Genomic DNA, 19,448 nt, shown 5'->3' with positions numbered 1-19,448 from the left:
ACGAAGCCCCCGGTCCCACAGGGGACCGGGGGCTTCTCGGGTACGGGGGAAGGCGGGACCTCAGCCCTCCAGGTGCCGCTCCACCGTCTCGACCTTCGAGGTCAGTCCGTCCGTGACGCCGGGACGGATGTCGGCCTTCATGACCACCGAGACGCGCGGCGCCCGGGCCTCCACGGCGGCGACGGCGCGCTTCACGACGTCCATCACCTCGTCCCACTCACCCTCGACGGAGGTGAACATGGCGTCGGTGCGGTTCGGGAGTCCCGACTCGCGGACGACCCGGACGGCGTCGGCGACGTACTCGCCGACCTCCTCCCCCACACCCAGCGGGGTCACCGAGAACGCGACGATCACGCCTTCACCGCGCTCTCCGTGCGGGCGCGGGAGGCGATGACCGCGTCCTCGGCCTCGCGCTTGAGCTTCCGCTCGGCGTAGAAGCCGCCCAGGGGCACCACGGAGCACAGGAAGTAGACGGCGGCGGTGCCGAAGCTCCACTTGGTGCGGTTCCAGGCGTCCAGCCAGAAGAGGACGTACAGGATGAACAGCACACCGTGGATCGCGCCCATGACCGGCACCGCGTTGAACTCCGTCGTCCGCTTCAGCACCGAGCAGACCAGCAGGAGCAGGAACGAGACGGCCTCCGGCGCGGAGACGAGCCGGAGCCGGTGGAGGGAGGAAGCGGTCTTGATGTCCACGGAGGGGGTCACCTTCGTTCGATCTTGTGAACGGATGCACAAGGGCCCGTCCATTGTGCACGCCGACTTTGCTGTCTCTTTATCCGGGTCCCCAGTACCTTCAGCGGGTGGCAACGTTCCGACTCCAAGGCAGCAAAGTGCTCGCCGTCTCCATGACCGGCGACTCCGTCAAGGCGAAGAACGGCTCGATGGTCGCCTACGACGGCCAGATGGCGTTCAAGAAGATGAGCGGTGGCGGTGAGGGCCTGCGGGGCATGGTCACCCGCAGGCTCACGGGTGAGCAGATGGAGGTGATGGAGGTACGAGGCCAGGGGACCTGCTGGTTCGCCGACCGGGCCTCCGAGATCAACCTCGTCTCCCTGCACGGCGACAAGCTCTGGGTCGAGGCGAGCAATCTGCTCTGCACCGACGCCGGCCTGCGCACCGGCACCACCTTCACGGGCATGCGCGGCGGCGCGACCGGCAACGGCCTCTTCACCACGACCGTCGAGGGCACCGGGCAGGCCGCGATCATGTCCGACGGCCCGGCGGTGGTGCTGCGGGTCACCCCGCAGTACCCGCTCCAGGTCGACCCCGGCGCGTACATCGCGCACCAGGGCAACCTCCAGCAGCACTTCCAGTCGGGTGTGACGTTCCGCACCCTGATGGGCGAGGGCGGCGGCGAGGCCTTCCAGATCCGCTTCGAGGGGGACGGCCTGGTGTACGTCCAGCCGAGCGAGCGGAACACCATCGGGGGTGACGTGTGAGCGTCGCACGCGCGGCCTCCGGGCCGCAGACGACGACGATGCCCGCACCTCTGCGCCGCGCGGGCGGAGAAGCGAACGAGGAGGACTGATGCCGTTCCGCGAGATCAACTCGAAGATGGTCGAGGCGACCGTCATTCCCGGACAGCGGATGTTCAGCCAGCGTGGCGCGATGCTCGCGTACCGCGGCGACGTCACTTTCACGCCGAACATGGCGGGTGGTCAGGGCGGCCTGATGTCGATGATCGGCCGCCGGGTGGCCGGCGAGGCGACCCCGCTGATGACCGTCGAGGGCAACGGCACGGTGATGTTCGGTCACGGCGGCCACCACATCCAGGTGATCGGCCTGACCGGCGACACCCTGTACGTGGAGGCCGACCGGCTGCTGGCCTTCGACGGCACGCTGGAGCAGGGCACGATGTTCATGGGCTCGCAGGGCGGGGTCATGGGCATGGTCCGCGGCCAGGTGTCCGGCCAGGGCCTCTTCACCACCACCCTGAAGGGCCACGGCGCGGTCGCGGTCATGGCGCACGGCGGGGTCGTCGAGCTGCCGATCACCCCGGGCCGCCCGGTCCACGTGGACCCGCAGGCGTACGTGGCCCACCACGGCGACGTACGGAACAAGCTCTCCACCGCGCTCGGCTGGCGCGACATGGTGGGACGCGGCTCGGGCGAGGCGTTCCAGCTGGAGCTGAGCGGCAGCGGCGCCGTCTACGTGCAGGCCTCGGAGGAGAAGCTGTGAGCACCCCGGTGATCCACGACCCGACGACTCTGCCGTCGGACGACAACGTGAACCCGTACACCTTCTGCGTGGAGCTCAAGGGCTCCCAGTGGTTCCTGCAGAAGGGCAAGATGATCGCCTATTACGGGCGGATCGAGTTCAACGGCATCGGCCACGGACGGCTCGACCGGCTGGTCCGGACGTCCTTCCACTCGCCGCTGCACGCGAGCGACTGGGTGGTGGCCGAGGGCAGCGGGAAGATGCTGCTCGCGGACCGGGCCTTCGACGTGAACTCGTTCGACCTGGACCAGGGCAATCTGACGATCCGTTCCGGCAACCTCCTCGCCTATCAGCCCACCCTGGCGCTGAAGCAGTCGATCGTGCCGGGCTTCGTGACCCTGATCGGCACCGGCAAGTTCGTGGCCGCCTCGAACGGCCCGGTGGTCTTCATGGAGCCGCCGATGAGGGTGGACCCGCAGGCCCTGGTCGGCTGGGCCGACTGCCCCTCCCCCTGCCACCACTACGACCACGGCTACATGACGGGCGTGATGGGCGGCGTCCGCGCCCTGACGGGCATCGGCGGCACCTCGGGCGAGGAGCACCAGTTCGAGTTCGTGGGAGCGGGTACCGTTCTGCTCCAGTCGACGGAGCTGCTGATGGCCGACCGGGCGATCGGCGCGCCTCCGGCGCAGGCGGGGGTGCCCGGCGGCCACGGAGCGCCCGCTTCCGGCCAGGGTGTGCCCGGATCGGTACCGCGCCTTCCCGGCCAGCTCGGTGACCTCCAGCGTCGCTTCGGTCTGTGAGCGGTAGTCTGCGGAGGGTGACGTACTCGAACGTGCGCTCCCAGACTTCGTCAAGTATTCAACTTCTTAGGTAGAATCCATATATGGAGACCGAGACCGCCACCCCGTGGCTCACCGACGCCGAGCAGTGTGCGTGGCGCACATTCCTGGACGTCAACAGAATGCTGACGTACCAGCTGGAGAGGGACCTCCAGCCCTTCGGCCTGACGATGAACGACTACGAGATCCTGGTGAACCTCTCGGAGTCGGCGGAGCGGCGGTTGCGCATGAGCGACCTCGCCGCGGCCACCCTCCAGTCGAAGAGCCGGCTCTCCCACCAGATCACCCGCATGGAGAACGCCGGACTCGTCCGGCGGGAGAACTGCGAGTCCGACCGGCGCGGGCTGTACGCCGTCCTGACCGACCAGGGCATGGAGACCATGCAGAAGGTCGCCCCGCACCACGTCGAGTCGGTGCGCAAGCACTTCATCGACCAGATCGGCCCGGAGGCGCTCGGCGACCTCCGCGAGTCCCTGAAGCCGGTCGCGGAGCAGCTGCGCGGACGGCGCGGCAAGCCGTAGCGGCGCCCGTGGACGCACCGGTACGGCACGGCAGGCCGTAGCGGCGGCTCCGGACGTACCCGCACGAGCGGCGGGCCTTGGCGGCGGCTCCGGACGTACGGGTGCGGCCCCGCGCGGTCGGAGCCGTACCGAAAGCCGAAGGGCCTCCCCGGTCGTCCCGGGGAGGCCCTTCGCCGTCCGTGTGCGCGCCGAACGCCGCTCAGTTGCCCGTCAGGCTCGCGACCAGTTCGTCCGAGGCCGCGTACGGGTCGAGGTCGCCCGCCACGATCCGCTCCGCGAGCGCGTCCAGACGCCGGTCGCCGTGCAGGTCGCCGATCCGCTCGCGCAGCGCCGTGACCGCGATGGTCTCGACCTCGCGGGCGGCACGGGCCCGGCGGCGCTCCGCCAGGACCCCGTGCTCCTCCATCCAGGCGCGGTGCTTCTCCAGGGCCTCCACGACCTCGTCGATGCCCTCGGCGCGCGCCGCGACCGTCTTCACGATCGGCGGCCGCCAGTCACCGGCGCCCCGCGCCTCGCCCAGACCCAGCATGTGGTTGAGCTCACGGGCGGTGGCGTCCGCGCCGTCCCGGTCGGCCTTGTTCACCACGTACACGTCGCCGATCTCCAGGATGCCCGCCTTCGCGGCCTGGATCCCGTCGCCCATGCCCGGCGCGAGAAGGACGACCGAGGTGTCCGCCTGGGAGGCGATCTCGACCTCGGACTGGCCGACGCCGACCGTCTCCACCAGGATCACCTCGCAGCCGGCCGCGTCCAGGACGCGGATGGCCTGCGGGGCGGACCAGGCGAGGCCGCCGAGGTGGCCCCGGGTCGCCATGGAGCGGATGTAGACCCCCGGGTCGGAGGCGTGCTCCGACATCCGGACCCGGTCGCCGAGCAGCGCCCCGCCGCTGAAGGGGGACGAGGGGTCGACGGCCAGGACGCCGACCCGCTTGCCCGCCCGCCGGTAGGCCGAGACCAGCGCGGACGTCGACGTGGACTTGCCGACACCGGGCGAGCCCGTCAGACCCACCACGTACGCGCCGCCGGTCAGCGGCGCGAGCGCCGCCATCACCTCGCGCAGCTGCGGGGACGCCCCCTCCACGAGCGAGATCAGCCGGGCCACGGCCCGCGGCCTGCCCTCCCGTGCCTGGGCGACGAGTTCGGGGACGTCCACCATCTGCGCTGCTCCTCGGTTGGGTGCTTACTTGCCGGACACGCGGACGATCAGCGCGTCGCCCTGACCGCCGCCGCCGCAGAGGGCGGCCGCGCCGATGCCGCCGCCGCGCCGCTTGAGCTCCAGGGCCAGGTGCAGCACCACACGGGCGCCGGACATGCCGATGGGGTGGCCGAGGGCGATGGCGCCACCGTTGACGTTCACCTTCTCGGGGGTAACGCCGAGGTCCTTCATTGACTGGACGGCGACCGCGGCGAAGGCCTCGTTGATCTCGATGAGGTCGAGGTCCTCGACGGTCAGGCCCTCCTTCTTGAGGGCGTGCAGGATCGCGTTGGACGGCTGCGACTGGAGCGAGTTGTCCGGGCCCGCGACGTTGCCGTGGGCACCGATCTCGGCGATCCACTCCAGACCGAGCTCCTCGGCCTTGGCCTTGCTCATCACGACGACGGCGGCGGCGCCGTCGGAGATCTGCGAGGAGGTGCCGGCGGTGATGGTGCCGTCCTTGGCGAAGGCCGGGCGGAGCTTGCCGAGGGACTCGGCGGTGGTCTCCGCGCGGATGCCCTCGTCCTTGGAGAAGACGACCGGCTCGCCCTTGCGCTGCGGGATCTCGACCGGGGTGATCTCGGCCTCGAAGATGCCGTTCTTCTGGGCGGCGGCGGCGCGCTGGTGCGAGAGGGCGGCGATCTCGTCCTGCTCGGGGCGCTGGATGCCCAGGCGGCTGTTGTGCTTCTCCGTGGACTCGCCCATGGCGATGTTCTCGAAGGCGTCGGTGAGGCCGTCGTACGCCATGGCGTCGAGCATCTCGATGGCGCCGTACTTGAAGCCCTCACGGGACTTCGGGAGCAGGTGCGGGGCGTTGGTCATCGACTCCTGGCCGCCGGCGACGACCACGTCGAACTCGCCGGCGCGGATCAGCTGGTCCGCGAGGGCGATCGCGTCGAGACCCGAGAGGCACACCTTGTTGATGGTGAGCGCGGGGACGTTCATCGGGATGCCGGCCTTGACGGCGGCCTGGCGGGCGGGGATCTGGCCGGCGCCCGCCTGGAGCACCTGGCCCATGATCACGTACTGCACCTGGTCGCCGCCGATGCCGGCCCGGTCGAGCGCGGCCTTGATGGCGAAGCCGCCGAGCTCGGCGCCCGAGAAGGACTTGAGCGAGCCGAGGAGGCGACCCATGGGCGTGCGGGCGCCCGCGACGATCACTGAGGTGGTACCGGTCGTTCCAGACATGAGGCACGGCCCCTAGGGATGAGAAGTGAACGAGGGTTTACCGCCAATGTACTGAGGCGCGGCTCGCGCGGTCACCGGGCAGCCGGTGTGACGGCGCGCACGTTGCGTAACCACCCTCCCGGCGTTGCACTGGAGGCATGCTGACGCGAATCGACCACATCGGGATCGCCTGTTTCGACCTGGACAAGACTGTCGAGTTCTACCGTGCGACGTACGGTTTCGAGGTCTTCCACTCCGAGGTCAACGAGGAGCAGGGCGTCCGCGAGGCCATGCTCAAGATCAACGACACCTCGGACGGCGGGTCCTCCTACCTCCAGCTCCTGGAGCCGACCCGGGAGGACTCGGCGGTGGGCAAGTGGCTCGCCAAGAACGGCGAGGGCGTGCACCACATCGCCTTCGGCACGGCGGACGTCGACGGCGACGCCGAGGCCATCCGTTCCAAGGACATCCGGGTCCTCTACGACGAGCCGCGGATCGGCTCCATGGGCTCCCGGATCACCTTCCTCCACCCCAAGGACACCCACGGTGTCCTCACGGAACTGGTCACCTCGGCCAAGCCCTCCGCTGACCACTCCTCAGCGGAGCACTGACCACCGGATTCCTGGCCCGGTAGAGTGGGCGACTCCGGGCCGGGGCCGGTCGGGGCCGCTCCGCGTGGCACCGAAGTCGGGATGTCGGGGTCGTCCGATCTGCCACGATTCCCCGGGGGTCCGTCCTCGGCCGTGAGGGCGGCTCGTCGGAGTTGCGACCAGGGTTGGGGTCTCCCCTGCTCGAAGAGCTCGGGGAAGGATGGACCGCGCAGTGCGGGGCTACGAACGCCAGGAGAGCCACCGAGCTGAAGACGACCATCTCGCCAGGTTCGAAGCCGAGATGGACCGGCTGAAGACCGAGCGCGAGAAGGCCGTCCAGCACGCCGAGGACCTCGGGTATCAGGTCGAGGTGTTGCGCGCCAAGCTCCACGAGGCGCGCCGCACCATCGCGTCCCGGCCCGCCTACGACAGCGCGGACATCGGCTACCAGGCCGAGCAGCTGCTGCGGAACGCGCAGGCGCAGGCCGAGCAGCTGCGGCAGGACGCCGAGCGCGAGCTGCGCGAGGCCCGCGCCCAGACACAGCGGATCCTCCAGGAGCACGCGGAGCACCAGTCTCGGCTCCAGGCCGAGCTGCACAACGAGGCCGTGCAGCGCCGCCAGCAGCTGGACCAGGAGCTCAGCGAGCGCCGGCAGACCGTCGAGGCGCACGTCAACGAGAACGTCGCCTGGGCCGAGCAGCTGCGCGCCCGCACCGAGTCCCAGGCCCGCCGCCTGCTGGAGGAGTCCCGCGCGGAGGCCGAGCAGTCGCTGGCCACCGCCCGCGCCGAGGCCACCCGGCTCGCCGAGGAGACCAGCCGCCGCGTCGGCACCGAGGCCGAGGCCGCCCGTGCCGAGGCCGAAGCGATTCTGCTGCGCGCCCGCAAGGACGCCGAGCGGCTCCTCGGCGCCGCCTCCAGCCAGGCGCAGGAGGCCACCAGCCACGCCGAGCAGCTCCGCACCACCACCACCGCCGAGACCGACCAGGCCCGCCGGCAGGCCACCGAGCTCTCCCGCGCCGCCGAGCAGCGCATGCAGGAGGCCGAGGAGAAGCTCCGCGCCGCCCGCGCCGAGGCCGAGAAGGCCCTCACCGAGGCCAAGGACGCGGCCGCCAAGCAGCTCGCCACCGCCGAGTCGGTCAACGAGCAGCGGACGCGGACCGCCAAGACGGAGATCGCCCGGCTCGTCGGCGAGGCCACCAAGGACGCCGAGGCCCTCAAGGCCGAGGCCGAGGAGAAGCTCCGCGAGGCGACCGCCGAGGCCGAGAAGCTGGTCACCGAGGCCTCCGACAAGGCCCGTACGGCCGCCGCCGAGGACTCCGCCGCCGCGCTCGCCAAGGCCGCGCGCAACGCCGAGGAGATCCTCACCAAGGCGTCCGACGACGCCCGCGAGACCACCCGCAAGGCCTCCGAGGAGGCCGAGCGGATCCGCCGCGAGGCCGAGGCCGAGATCGACCGGCTGCGTTCCCAGGCCGAGGAGCAGGCCGACGAGCTGCTCGGTTCGGCGAAGGACGACACCAAGGAGTACCGCGCCAAGACCGTCGAGCTCCAGGAGGAGGCACGGCGACTGCGCGGCGAGGCCGAGGGCCTGCGCGCCGAGGCCATCGCGGAGGGCGAGCGGATCCGTGGCGAGGCCCGCCGTGAGGCCGTCCAGCAGATCGAGGAGGCGGCCAGCACCGCCGAGACGCTGCTCACCAAGGCCCGTACGGACGCCGAGGAGCTGCGGACCAAGGCCGGCGCCGAGAGCGAGCGGGTCAAGTCGGAGGCCGTCGAGCGCGCCCAGACGCTCCGGACGCAGGCCGAGGAGACCCTGGAGCGCACCCGCGCCGAGGCCGAGCGGCTGCGCGTCGAGGCCGAGGAGCAGGCCGAGTCGGTGAAGGGCGCGGCCGAGCAGGCCGCCGCCGGGCTGCGTGCCGACGCCGAGCGGGCCGCCGAGGCCCGCCGCGCGGAGGCCGCCGAGGAGCTGACCCGGCTGCACACCGACGCCGAGGCGAAGGTCGCGGCCGCCGGTGAGGAACTCACCGACGCGCGTGCCGAGGGAGAGCTGATCCGGCGGGAGGCCGCCGAGGAGACGGAGCGGCTGCGGACCGAGGCCGCCGAGCGCATCCGGACCCTCCAGGCGCAGGCCGAGCAGGAGGCCGAGCGGCTGCGCGCCGAGGCCGCGTCGGACGCGTCCGGCACCCGTACGGAGGCGGAGACCGCTGCCGTACGGCTCCGCACGGAGGCGGCCGAGGAGGCCGAGCGGCTGCGCTCGGAGGCCCAGGAGAACGCCGACCGGGTACGGGCCGAGGCCGCCGCCGCCGCCGAGCGGGTCGCCACCGAGGCCGCCGAGGCGCTGGCCGCCGCGCAGGAGGAGGCCGTCCGGCGCCGCCGCGAGGCCGAGTCGACCCTGGAGTCGGCCCGTTCCGATGCCGGCCGGGAGCGCGAGCACGCCCGCGAACAGTCCGAGGAACTCCTCGCCGCCGCCCGAAAGCGCGTCGAGGAGGCGCAGACCGAGGCGCAGCGCCTGGTCGAGGAGGCGGACACCCGGGCGACCGAGATGGTCACCACCGCCTCGCGAGCCGCCCAGGAGGTCCGGGACTCGGTCGCGGGTCTGCGGGAGCAGGCCGAGGAGGAGGTCTCCGGGCTGCGCAGCGCCGCCGAGCACGCGGCGGAGCGGACGCGGAACGAGGCGCAGGAGGAGGCGGACCGGGTCCGCGCCGACGCGTACGAGGAGCGGGAGCGGGCGGCCGAGGACGCCGGCCGCACCCGGGCGCGTGCCCAGGAGGAGACCGAGGCCGCGAAGGCGCTGGCCGAGCGGACGGTCACGGACGCGATCGCCGAGTCGGAGAAGCTGCGGGCGGACACCGCCGAGTACGCGCAGCGGGTACGGACCGAGGTGACGGATTCACTCGCCTCGGCCGAGCAGGACGCGGCCCGCACCCGGGCCGACTCCCGCGAGGACGCGAACCGGATCCGTTCGGAGGCCGCCGAGCGCGCCGAGTCGGTCGTCGGCGAGGCCCGCACGGAGGCGGACCGGATCGCCGCCGAGGCGGAGCAGGTCCTGGACGAGGCCCGCAAGGCCGCGGACAAGCGCCGCGGCGACGCGGCCGAGCAGGCCGACGCGCTCCTCGCCGAGGCCACGAGCGAGGCCGAGCGGGTCACCCGCGAGGCGAACGCGGAGGCCGAGCGGCTCACCGCCGAGGCGGTCGAGCTCATGGAGACCGCCGAGCAGGACGCGCGGCGGCTCCGTACCGAGGCCGAGCAGGTCAAGGTCGACGGGGAGGCGCACGCGGAGGCACTGCGGGCGGCGGCGGTCGCCGACGGCGAGCAGGTCCTCGACGAGGCCCGCAAGGCCGCCGACAAGCGCCGCGGCGACGCGGCCGAGCAGGCCGACGCGCTCCTCGCCGAGGCCACGAGCGAGGCCGAGCGGGTCACCCGCGAGGCGAACGCGGAGGCCGAGCGGCTCACCGCCGAGGCGGTCGAGCTCATGGAGACCACCGAGCAGGACGCGCGGCGGCTCCGTACCGAGGCCGAGCAGGTCAAGGTCGACGGGGAGGCGCACGCGCAGGCCCTGCGCAACGCGGCCCTCGCCGACGGCGAGCAGGTCCTCGACGAGGCCCGCAAGGCCGCCGACAAGCGCCGGAGCGACGCCGCCGAGCAGGCCGACGCGCTCCTCGCCGAAGCCACGAGCGAGGCCGAGCGCGTCACCCGCGAGGCGAACGCGGAGGCCGAGCGGGTCACCCGCGAGGCGATCGAGCTCGCCGACGCCCTCACGGCGGACGCGCGCGGCGAGGCCGAGGCGACGGTGGGCTCCGCCCGCCAGGACGCCGAGCGGATCCGTACCGAGTCGGAGCGGCTCAAGGCGGACGCCGAGGCGGCGGCCGAGCAGATGCGCTCGGAGGCCCGCGCGGAGGCGGACCGGACGCTCGACGAGGCGCGGGAGGCCGGTGCCCGGAAGCGTTCGGACGCGGCCGAGCAGGCGGACCAGCTCATGGCCAAGGCCCAGGAGGAGGCGCTGCGCGCCACCACCGAGGCCGAGTCGCAGGCGGACCTGATGGTCGGCGCGGCCCGCAAGGAGGCCGAGCGGATCGTCGCCGAGGCGACCGTCGAGGGCAACTCGCTGGTGGAGAAGGCCCGCACGGACGCGGACGAGCTGCTGGTCGGGGCCCGTGGCGACGCGACGGCCATAAGGGAGCGGGCCGAGGAGCTGCGCGGTCGGGTCGAGGGCGAGATCGAGGAGCTGCACGAGCGTGCGCGCCGCGAGAGCGCCGAGCAGATGAAGACGGCGGGCGAGCGGGTCGACAACCTCGTGAAGGCCGCGACGGAGCAGCGCGCCGAGGCCGAGGCGAAGGCCAAGGAACTGATCTCCGACGCGAGTTCGGAAGCGAGCAAGGTCCGTATCGCCGCGGTCCGCAAGGCCGAGGCGCTCCTCAAGGAGGCCGAGCAGAAGAAGGCCTCGCTCGTCGCGGAGGCGGAGGGCATCAAGGCCGAGGCCGAGCGCATCAGAGCCGAGGCGCAGGCCGAGGCCGAGCAGACGGTCGAGGACGGTCAGCGCGAACTGGAGACTCTCGCGCGGCGCCGCAAGGACATCAATGCCGAGATCTCCCGTGTCCAGGACGTGCTGGAGGCGTTGGAGTCTTTCGAGACGCCGTCGGCCGGGGCGAAGTCCACCGGAGCGGTGGGTGCCAAGGCGGGTGCGTCGGCGGGCTCCACTCGTTCGAGTGGCAAGTCCCAGGACGGCTAGCCACTCAAAAGGCTGGACATTCTCCAGATCAAACGGGCATACGCTCGATGACACGCCGCTTCGGCCCCTAGGATTCCCTCTAACACCTCACCGGTCTCATTCGACAGGAAACCCATGAGCGACACATCCTCCCCCTTCGGCTTCGAGCTCGTGCGGCGCGGTTACGACCGCGGTCAGGTGGACGACCGCATTACCAAGCTCGTTTCCGACCGCGACAGTGCCCTGTCCCGCATCACCTCCCTGGAGAAGCGCATCGAGGAGCTCCACCTCGAGACGCAGAACGCCCAGGCGCAGGTCACCGACGCCGAGCCGTCGTACGCGGGGCTCGGCGCCCGGGTCGAGAAGATCCTCCGGCTGGCCGAGGAGGAGGCGAAGGACCTGCGTGAGGAGGCCCGTCGCGCCGCCGAGCAGCACCGCGAGCTGGCCGAGTCGGCCGCCCAGCAGGTGCGCAACGACGCGGAGTCCTTCGCGGCCGAGCGCAAGTCGAAGGCCGAGGACGAGGGCGTCCGGATCGTCGAGAAGGCGCAGGGCGAGGCCAACTCGCTGCGTGGCGAGGCGCAGAAGGACGCGCAGTCGAAGCGCGAGGAGGCGGACGCCCTCTTCGAGGAGACCCGCGCCAAGGCCGCCCAGGCCGCCGCGGACTTCGAGACCAACCTGGCGAAGCGCCGCGAGCAGTCGGAGCGGGACCTGGCCTCGCGTCAGGCCAAGGCCGAGAAGCGCCTCGCGGAGATCGAGCACCGCGCCGAGCAGCTGCGCCTGGAGGCCGAGAAGCTGCGTACGGACGCGGAGCGCCGGGCCCGTCAGACGGTCGAGACCGCGCAGCGCCAGGCCGAGGACATCGTGGCCGACGCGAACGCCAAGGCCGACCGGATCCGCAGCGAATCGGAGCGCGAGCTGGCGGCGCTGACGAACCGCCGGGACTCGATCAACGCGCAGCTGACCAACGTCCGCGAGATGCTGGCGACGCTGACCGGTGCCGCGGTGGCGGCGGCCGGCTCGCCGATCGACGACGAGCGTCCGGCCGGTGTTCCGGCCCAGCAGTCCCGCTGACGTCGTCCGGGCCGTTCCGGTCCGGTGGGCGCACGGCCGGTAACAAGTGCGTAGCGTTGCCCGAACCCCCCGCCATTCCAGTGGCGGGGGGTTTTGCGCGCCCGTAGGTTGGTGCGCATGATCGAGCTTGAGGGCCTGACCAAGCGATTCGGGGCGAAGACCGCGGTCGACCATCTCTCCTTCCAGGTGCGTCCGGGGGTGATCACCGGCTTCCTCGGGCCCAACGGGGCGGGCAAGTCGACGACGATGCGCATGATGCTGGATCTGGACAACCCGACGAGCGGGACGGTCCGGATCGACGGCAAGCACTACCGGGAGCTCGATGAGCCGCTGAAGTACATCGGTGCGCTGCTCGACGCCAAGGCGATGCACGGGGGCCGCTCGGCGTACAACAACCTGCTGTGTCTGGCGCAGTCGAACCGCATCCCGGAACGCCGGGTGGGCGAGGTGCTGGACATGGTGGGTCTGACGCCGGTCGCGAAGAAGAAGTCGAAGGGTTTCTCCCTCGGTATGGGACAGCGGCTCGGCATCGCGTCCGCGCTGCTCGGCGATCCCGAGATCCTGATGTTCGACGAACCCGTCAATGGTCTGGACCCCGAGGGAATTCACTGGATCCGCAATCTGATGAAGGCGTTGGCGGCCGAAGGCCGGACGATCTTCGTTTCCAGCCATCTGATGAGTGAAATGGCGCTGACGGCCGATCATCTGATCGTGATCGGGCAGGGAAAGCTGCTGGCCGACACGTCGATGGCGGATTTCATCCAGCAGAATTCCCGGAGTTATGTACGGCTGCGTTCGCCGCAGCAGGAGCGGCTCCGGGACGTGCTGCACGCCAATGGGTTCATCGCGGTCGAGGCGGGCAGCGGCAGCCTGGAGGTGGACGGGACGACGACCGAGAAGCTGGGCGAACTCGCGGCCGAGCACGCGATCGTGCTGCACGAGCTGAGCTCCCAGCGCGCCTCGCTCGAGGAGGCCTTCATGCAGATGACGGCGGGTGCGGTGGAGTACCACGCGCACGGCACCGATGTACACGGTGGCGCTCCGGCGCCCGGCCCCCAGTGGGGCAAGACCTCCCAGGGAGCCTGAACGATGGCAGCGGCATCCGCGGTCCTGCAGTCCGAGTGGACCAAGATCCGGACGGTCTCGTCGACCGTCTGGTCGCTCGCGAGCGCCTTCCTCGTCACCGTGGCGATGGGTGCGGGGCTGAGCGCCCTGGTGAGCTCCACCTTCGACGATCTGAGCGAGGCGGAGCGGGTCACCTTCGACCCCACCCTGGTCAGCTTCTCCGGGATGGTCCTGGGCCAGCTGGCGATGGTGGTCTTCGGTGTCCTGGTGGTGGGGACCGAGTACTCCTCCGGCATGATCCGCACCTCGCTGGCGGCCGTGCCGCAGCGCGCGACCTTCCTGTTCTCGAAGATCGCGGTGGCGGGCGGCCTCGCCCTCCTGGTGGGGCTCGCGACGAGCTTCCTCACCTTCTTCCTGTCGCAGGCCCTGCTGGGCGAGCACAGCGCCTCGATCGGTGACGACAACGTGCTGCGCGCCGTGTTCGGCGCCGGGCTCTACATGGGGCTGATCGCCCTGTTCTCCATGGGCGTGGCGGCGATGCTGCGTTCGTCGATGCTGTCGCTCGGCATCCTGGTGCCGTTCCTCCTGCTGGTCTCCAACATCCTCTCGGCGGTGCCGAAGGCGAAGGAGGTGGCCCAGTACTTCCCGGACCAGGCCGGCGCGAAGATCATGCGGGTCATCCCCGACGCCATGAACTCGGAGCCGGCTCCGTACGGCCCGTGGGGCGGGCTGGGGATCATGGTGCTCTGGGTGGCGGCCGCGCTGCTCGGCGGCTACCTGGTGCTGAAGAAGCGGGACGCCTGAGCCGTCCGGGCCGGACGCCCGAGCCGTCCGGGCCCCCTGGGGGAGAACCCTGAGGTTCCCCCCGGAGCGGGCCCGGAGGTCGTCTCCACTTCGCCGGAACCGTCAACGGCTGGATAAGCTCCTAGCTCATACGGGGGGCTCGGCCTTCGGCCGCCACGGCCCCGACATGGATGAGACCGACCTGTCGATGGGGCTGGAGAATGATCGAGGCAGTCGGCCTGACGAAGCGCTACGGCGCCAAGACGGCCGTGTACAACCTTTCCTTCCAGGTGAGGCCCGGTGTCGTCACCGGGTTCCTGGGGCCCAACGGGTCGGGCAAGTCGACCACGATGCGCATGATCCTGGGCCTCGACCGGCCCACCGCGGGACATGTCACGATCGGCGGCCACCCCTTCCGGCAGCTGCCGAACGCGCCCCGGCAGGTCGGCGCGCTGCTCGACGCCAAGGCCGTGCACGGCGGGCGGAGCGCGCGCAGCCATCTGCTGTCGCTCGCGCAGCTCGCCGGCATCCCGGCGCAGCGCGTCGACGAGGTCCTCGGCGTGGTCGGCCTCCAGGACGTCGCCAAGCGGCGCTCCAAGGGCTTCTCGCTCGGCATGGGCCAGCGGCTCGGCATCGCGGCGGCGCTGCTCGGCGACCCGCAGGTGCTGCTCTTCGACGAGCCGGTCAACGGCCTGGACCCCGAGGGCATCCTCTGGGTCCGCAACCTGATGAAGAAGCTGGCCGCCGAGGGGCGGACGGTCTTCGTCTCCAGCCACCTCATGAGCGAGATGGCCCTCACCGCCGACCATCTGATCGTGATCGGCCGCGGGCAGCTGCTCGCGGACATGAGCGTCACCGACTTCATCTCGGCGAACTCCGCCGACTTCGCCCGGGTGCGGACCCCGGGGACCGAGCCGGGACAGCGGGAGAAGCTGACGGCGGCCCTCATGGAGGCCGGCGGCCAGGTGATGTCCGAGCCGGACGGCGCGATGCGGGTGACCGGTCTGCCCCTGCCGAGGATCAGCGATCTCGCGCACGACGCGGACGTACGGCTCTGGGAGCTGTCCCCGCACCAGGCCTCCCTGGAGGAGGCGTACATGCGTCTGACGCAGGGCGCCGTGGACTACCGCTCCACCGACGACCGGCTCGCGCACCTCCAGCCGCCGCAGCAGCCCGGCCACCACGGGTACGGCATGCCGCCGCAGCCCGTGGTCCAGGAGGTGCCGCAGCAGGGCTGGTACGCCCCGCCGCCGCCCGGACAGAATCCTTACGCCGGGGCTCCCGGCCAGGCGCCCGCGCCGGGCCCGTACGCCTCTCCGGCCGCTCCGCAGCCGGGTACCCCCCAGCCGAGCGACACCCCCAAGGACGCCCGATGACCGCCCCCGCCCCGCATCACGCTCCGGCGCCGCACTCCTACGTCTCGCCGATCCCGGTCCGCAGGGCGAACCTCGGTGACGCCCTCGCCTCCGAGTGGACGAAGATCCGCTCGGTGCGTTCGACGCTGTGGACGCTCGGGGTCATGATCCTGCTGATGCTGGTCATCGGCCTGGGGGTGGCGGCGATCGCCGCGAGCTCCGAGGCGCCGATGGGCGACGAGTCCGCGCTCGGCTTCGGCTTCTTCGGGATGCTGCCGGCCTCGATCTGCGTCATCACGCTCGGCGTGCTGACCATCGCCTCCGAGTACGGCACCGGCATGATCCGTACGACCCTGACGGCGTGCCCGAGCCGGGCCCGGGTGCTGACGGCCAAGGCGATCGTCTTCTTCCTGCTGGTCTTCACCGTGACGACCGTGGTCGCCGCGATCGTGGGCGCCGGGCAGGTGGCCCTGGTGGACACGGCGGCCTCGCCGTCGGCGTCCGACTGGCTGCGGGCGACGGTCGGCGCGGGCGCCTACCTGGCCATGCTCGGACTGCTCTCGCTGGCGCTCGGCACGCTGATCCGGCACTCGGCGGGCGCGATCACGGTGATGATCGGTCTGCTGCTGCTGCCGCTGGTGGCGGCGCTGTTCATGTTCTCCGAGGCGCTGAAGTCCGTGCAGGAGTGGCTCTTCACCTACGCGATCCCCTCGCAGATGATCTCGCTGTACGCGGCGCAGCCTCCGTTCGGTGAGAACGGTCCGTCGGGCTGGGAGCCGCTGCTGATCATGACCGGGGTCGCCGGGGTCGCGCTCGCCGGAGCGTTCGCCCTGCTGAACAACCGGGACGTGTAGCCGGGGCTCAGTACTTCGGCCGGCCGGGGGCTCAGTACTTCGGCGCGTTGCGGGACCGCTGCACCCTGCTGGTGCGGCGGTCCTTCGCGTTCCAGCAGGCCTTGTGCCAGTGGCGCCGGTCGTCCACTCCCCCGTACTCCGGCCAGGCGACCACGTGCGGGGCGCCCCCCGGGATCTCCTGGTCGCAGCCGGGGCAGCGGTAGCGCTTGCCGGGCGCGCTCGCCCCGGCGACGAGGCGGACGTACCACTCCTCGCCCTGCCAGGTCTCGCTGCGCTGCGCGCCGCCGTACCGGTCGCCGTTGTCGCCCTGCTGCTGTTCGGGCTTCTCGCCGCCTCGGGAGCGGTTGTGGCGCGGGGACACGGGCACACCTCACGGGGTCTGGGAACACGGACCGTTCCGTCAAGCCTACGGGCCGCCACCCGGTGCCCCGGGCCCCGCCCGGGACGGCTTAGCCGAAAATCGCAAGAACTTCATGAACGGCCGTTGCCTTTGGCACGTGTCAGACGTTGTTGCCGATGCGAGGGGAGTTACGCGTCGGCCGCAAAGGAGGCACAAGGCGATGCGCGTGGGTACGTTCGTTCTGGCCGCCCAGTTCCCGGGCCAGGGACAGGGTGAGGCCCTGCACCGGGCGGTACGGACCGCCGAGGTCGCCGAGGAGGCGGGCCTCGACTCGGTCTGGCTGGCCGAGCACCACTTCGTGCCGTACGGGGTCTGCCCCTCGGCCGTGACACTGGCCGCACTGCTCCTCGGGCGCACGCGGCGACTGCGGGTGGGCACGGCGGTGAGTGTGCTGCCGACCGTCCACCCGGTCGCCCTGGGCGAGCAGGCGGCGCTGCTGCATCTGACCTCGGGCGGCAGGTTCACCCTGGGGGTGGGCCGGGGCGGGCCCTGGGTCGACCTGGAGGTGTTCGGCTCGGGCCTCGGCGCGTACGAGAACGGCTTCCCCGAATCGCTCGACCTGCTGCTCCGCTGGCTCACCGAGCCGCGCGTCGGCGCCGGGGGAGAACGATTCGCCTTCCGCGAGGTGCCGGTGGTGCCCCGCCCCGACGAGCTGATCGGCGGCGCGGCGGCCCCCGAGGTCGTGGTGGCCTGCACCTCGCCCAGGAGCGTGCGGCTGGCCGCGGAGCGCGGACTGCCGATGCTGCTCGGGATGCACTGCGGCGACGAGGACAAGGCCGAGATGGTCGCGGCCTGGAAGCGCTGCGCCCGGGAGGCCGGGCGGGACCCGGACGAGATCGCGCGGATCGGGGCCGGCCATGTGTCGGCGGGGGTGGCGCAGCTCGCGGACCGGGGCACGGACGCGGCGGAGGCGCTGGTGAAGGCGATGCCGGGCTGGCTGAAGCAGGGGCTCGACGCGCATGTCACGGTCGACGGCCGGCACCGGTCGATGCGGGACCCCGTGGCGTACACGGAGCTGCTGTGCGGGCTGCACCCGGTGGGCACGCCCCGGCGCGCGGCGGACCGGCTCGCGGCGACCGCGGAACGCACGGGCATCACCCGCTTCGCGCTGCTGGCCGAGGGCACGGGCGACCTAGCGGCGACCGAGGAGAACGTGCGGCGGCTGGGCGCGGAGGTCCTGCCGCTGCTCGTCTGACCGTACGGACCGGGTGGAGAAGGCCCGTACGGACGGGGGTGGGACCGTGCTGCCGCTCCGGCATCTCCCCGCGGCGATGCGCGTCGACACGCATCGATCGCGTCTCCCGCGACGGGGAGCGGCAGCACCATGTCTCAGCAGTCGCGCAGTTCCGGCGACTGGTTCAGCAGTTGCCCCCGTACGGACGTGAAGCGGGCGAGCCGCTCGTCCACCGACGGGTCCAGCGGGAACACCGCCACCCGGTGGCAGTTCTGGAAGGCGAGACGCACCCCGAAGTGCCGCTGCAGCGCACCACGAATGGCGTCGCTCGCGAGCGCGCGCAGCAGCTGACCACGTGCCTGCTCATTCGGCGGCGGCGTCTGGTTGTCGGCGAACTCTCCGCCGTCGACCTTCAGCTGGGCCACCAGAGAACTGATCATCTCCCATGCGTAGGGCAGGGAGGTCCGGACGCAGTCGACGAAGTCGGCTTCGTCGACCTCGCCTCGCTCGGCCTGTTCCAACAGTGCCGGTGAGACGTCGAGCGACATGGGTTCTCCTCTCGCGACCCCGCGCACGGGGTCTTGCGGGCAGGGACGAAGGCCGGGCCGCCCGCCACGCAGCGTGCACGGGCGACGACCTCCAGCTTCCACGGTAAGCGCGCAGTCCAGACCGCACCAGGAGATTGGGAACACAACCGGCTGATAACCGACGGGTGTTCGGCTCAGGATCATGCCCCGGAGGTGTCCGGGCGATGACCGAATCGCGCGGAAGAGGGCCCGTCTTGTAGCGTTGTCGACCATGCGTCTCGTCATTGCCCGTTGCTCCGTGGACTACGCGGGCCGGCTCACGGCCCACCTGCCCTCCGCGCCCCGTCTGATCCTGATCAAGGCAGACGGCAGCGTCTCCATCCACGCGGACGACCGGGCGTACAAACCGCTCAACTGGATGTCCCCGCCGTGCACCCTGAAGGAGGGCACCGAGGCCGAGGCCGGCATCTGGACCGTGATCAACAAAGCGGGCGAGAAACTGATCATCACGATGGAGGAGATCCTCCACGACTCCTCGCACGAGCTGGGTGTGGACCCGGGTCTCATCAAGGACGGCGTCGAGGCGCACCTCCAGGAGCTCCTCGCCGACCGCATCGAGACCCTCGGCGAGGGCTACACCCTGATCCGCCGCGAGTACCCGACGGCGATCGGCCCGGTGGACATCCTGTGCCGGGACTCGGACGGCGCGACGGTCGCGGTCGAGATCAAGCGGCGCGGCGAGATCGACGGCGTCGAGCAGCTGACCCGCTATCTGGAGCTGCTCAACCGCGATCCGCACCTCGCTCCGGTGAGGGGCGTCTTCGCGGCGCAGGAGATCAAGCCGCAGGCGCGGGTGCTCGCGACGGACCGCGGGATCGGCTGTGTGGTCCTGGACTACAACGCCCTGCGCGGCATCGAGGACGACAAGCTGCGGCTGTTCTAGGTCGTCGGGCAAGATCCGGAAGGGACGGCCTGGCCCTCCGGGGTGCGGGACGGCCGAGCGGAGAACGGGGGCGGCCCCGGGTGCGGTGATCGCACCCGGG

Annotated in this window: 19 protein-coding genes; 13 read left to right on the top strand and 6 right to left on the bottom strand. The window is 71.6% G+C overall.

Going from position 1 to position 19,448, the window contains the following annotated elements; translation table 11 throughout:
- Positions 1 to 60 precede the first annotated feature (60 nt).
- On the bottom strand, positions 61 to 354 hold the full coding sequence (locus tag IE311_RS07265; RefSeq protein WP_189830756.1) for an MTH1187 family thiamine-binding protein: 294 nt from the start codon (positions 352 to 354) through the stop codon (positions 61 to 63).
- Positions 351 to 695, bottom strand: coding sequence for a DUF3817 domain-containing protein (locus IE311_RS07260; RefSeq protein WP_189830755.1), 345 nt, complete (start codon positions 693 to 695; stop codon positions 351 to 353). Before IE311_RS07260 ends, IE311_RS07265 begins: the two co-directional genes overlap by 4 nt.
- Positions 696 to 802: 107 nt before the next feature.
- On the opposite strand from IE311_RS07260, the gene IE311_RS07255 reads away from it, so the two are divergent.
- The 4 genes from IE311_RS07255 (at position 803) to IE311_RS07240 (ending at position 3,522) form a co-directional block, all read left to right on the top strand.
- Entirely contained in the window at positions 803 to 1,441 is a 639-nt protein-coding gene (locus IE311_RS07255; protein WP_189830754.1) for an AIM24 family protein, read from the top strand.
- Positions 1,442 to 1,529: 88 nt separating this feature from the next.
- The gene (locus IE311_RS07250) at positions 1,530 to 2,180 is read left to right on the top strand and encodes an AIM24 family protein (protein WP_189830753.1); all 651 of its coding nucleotides are present in this window, start codon (positions 1,530 to 1,532) and stop codon (positions 2,178 to 2,180) included.
- Entirely contained in the window at positions 2,177 to 2,962 is a 786-nt protein-coding gene (locus IE311_RS07245; RefSeq protein ID WP_189830752.1) for an AIM24 family protein, read from the top strand. The genes IE311_RS07250 and IE311_RS07245 overlap by 4 nt, the downstream gene beginning before the upstream one ends.
- An 83-nt stretch (positions 2,963 to 3,045) precedes the next feature.
- The gene (locus IE311_RS07240) at positions 3,046 to 3,522 is read left to right on the top strand and encodes a MarR family winged helix-turn-helix transcriptional regulator (RefSeq protein WP_189830751.1); all 477 of its coding nucleotides are present in this window, start codon (positions 3,046 to 3,048) and stop codon (positions 3,520 to 3,522) included.
- Between the two features lie 199 nt (positions 3,523 to 3,721).
- Here IE311_RS07240 and meaB read toward each other — a convergent pair whose 3' ends face one another.
- Both meaB and IE311_RS07230 read right to left on the bottom strand, forming a co-directional pair.
- Positions 3,722 to 4,678: a methylmalonyl Co-A mutase-associated GTPase MeaB gene (meaB, locus tag IE311_RS07235; protein WP_189830750.1), complete on the bottom strand. Its 957-nt coding sequence runs from the start codon at positions 4,676 to 4,678 to the stop codon at positions 3,722 to 3,724.
- 24 nt (positions 4,679 to 4,702) lie between these two features.
- Positions 4,703 to 5,905, bottom strand: coding sequence for an acetyl-CoA C-acetyltransferase (locus IE311_RS07230; protein WP_189830749.1), 1,203 nt, complete (start codon positions 5,903 to 5,905; stop codon positions 4,703 to 4,705).
- A gap of 137 nt (positions 5,906 to 6,042) precedes the next feature.
- Here IE311_RS07230 and mce point away from each other — a divergent pair, with 137 nt between their 5' ends.
- The 7 genes from mce to IE311_RS07195 all read left to right on the top strand — a co-directional run bounded on the left by mce (position 6,043) and on the right by IE311_RS07195 (position 16,304).
- Positions 6,043 to 6,495 (top strand): methylmalonyl-CoA epimerase, encoded by a 453-nt coding sequence (gene mce / locus IE311_RS07225; protein WP_189830748.1) that lies wholly within the window; start codon positions 6,043 to 6,045, stop codon positions 6,493 to 6,495.
- Positions 6,496 to 6,706: 211 nt separating this feature from the next.
- Positions 6,707 to 11,197 carry a polarized growth protein Scy gene (scy, locus tag IE311_RS07220; RefSeq protein WP_373313781.1) on the top strand — a complete coding sequence of 1,497 codons (4,491 nt, stop codon included), beginning with the start codon at positions 6,707 to 6,709 and terminating at the stop codon, positions 11,195 to 11,197.
- Between the two features lie 114 nt (positions 11,198 to 11,311).
- Positions 11,312 to 12,247 carry a coiled-coil domain-containing protein gene (locus tag IE311_RS07215; RefSeq protein WP_189830746.1) on the top strand — a complete coding sequence of 312 codons (936 nt, stop codon included), beginning with the start codon at positions 11,312 to 11,314 and terminating at the stop codon, positions 12,245 to 12,247.
- A gap of 117 nt (positions 12,248 to 12,364) precedes the next feature.
- Positions 12,365 to 13,333, top strand: coding sequence for an ABC transporter ATP-binding protein (locus IE311_RS07210; RefSeq protein ID WP_189831019.1), 969 nt, complete (start codon positions 12,365 to 12,367; stop codon positions 13,331 to 13,333).
- Positions 13,334 to 13,336: 3 nt separating this feature from the next.
- A complete protein-coding gene (locus IE311_RS07205) occupies positions 13,337 to 14,116 on the top strand; it encodes an ABC transporter permease (protein ID WP_189830745.1) in 780 nt (259 codons plus the stop codon).
- Positions 14,117 to 14,316: 200 nt separating this feature from the next.
- The gene (locus IE311_RS07200; RefSeq protein ID WP_189830744.1) at positions 14,317 to 15,471 is read left to right on the top strand and encodes an ATP-binding cassette domain-containing protein; all 1,155 of its coding nucleotides are present in this window, start codon (positions 14,317 to 14,319) and stop codon (positions 15,469 to 15,471) included.
- Positions 15,468 to 16,304, top strand: a complete 837-nt coding sequence (locus IE311_RS07195) for an ABC transporter permease (protein WP_189830743.1) — start codon at positions 15,468 to 15,470, stop codon at positions 16,302 to 16,304. Before IE311_RS07200 ends, IE311_RS07195 begins: the two co-directional genes overlap by 4 nt.
- A 31-nt stretch (positions 16,305 to 16,335) precedes the next feature.
- On the opposite strand, the gene IE311_RS07190 is transcribed toward IE311_RS07195, so the two are convergent.
- Positions 16,336 to 16,665 (bottom strand): ATP/GTP-binding protein, encoded by a 330-nt coding sequence (locus IE311_RS07190; RefSeq protein WP_189830742.1) that lies wholly within the window; start codon positions 16,663 to 16,665, stop codon positions 16,336 to 16,338.
- A gap of 199 nt (positions 16,666 to 16,864) precedes the next feature.
- Here IE311_RS07190 and IE311_RS07185 point away from each other — a divergent pair, with 199 nt between their 5' ends.
- Positions 16,865 to 17,899 (top strand): LLM class flavin-dependent oxidoreductase, encoded by a 1,035-nt coding sequence (locus IE311_RS07185; protein WP_189830741.1) that lies wholly within the window; start codon positions 16,865 to 16,867, stop codon positions 17,897 to 17,899.
- A gap of 134 nt (positions 17,900 to 18,033) precedes the next feature.
- Here IE311_RS07185 and IE311_RS07180 read toward each other — a convergent pair whose 3' ends face one another.
- Entirely contained in the window at positions 18,034 to 18,426 is a 393-nt protein-coding gene (locus tag IE311_RS07180) for an SCO5389 family protein (protein WP_015036224.1), read from the bottom strand.
- Between the two features lie 250 nt (positions 18,427 to 18,676).
- Between IE311_RS07180 and nucS the strand changes: the two genes are divergently transcribed.
- Positions 18,677 to 19,348: an endonuclease NucS gene (gene nucS, locus IE311_RS07175; protein ID WP_189830740.1), complete on the top strand. Its 672-nt coding sequence runs from the start codon at positions 18,677 to 18,679 to the stop codon at positions 19,346 to 19,348.
- Positions 19,349 to 19,448 lie beyond the last annotated feature (100 nt).

It is taken from the genome of Streptomyces zaomyceticus (assembly GCF_014656215.1).
In the GTDB taxonomy this organism is placed as follows: domain Bacteria; phylum Actinomycetota; class Actinomycetes; order Streptomycetales; family Streptomycetaceae; genus Streptomyces; species Streptomyces zaomyceticus.
Note: the sequence above shows the minus strand (reverse complement) of the source record. Positions and strands in the feature narration are given on the sequence as shown.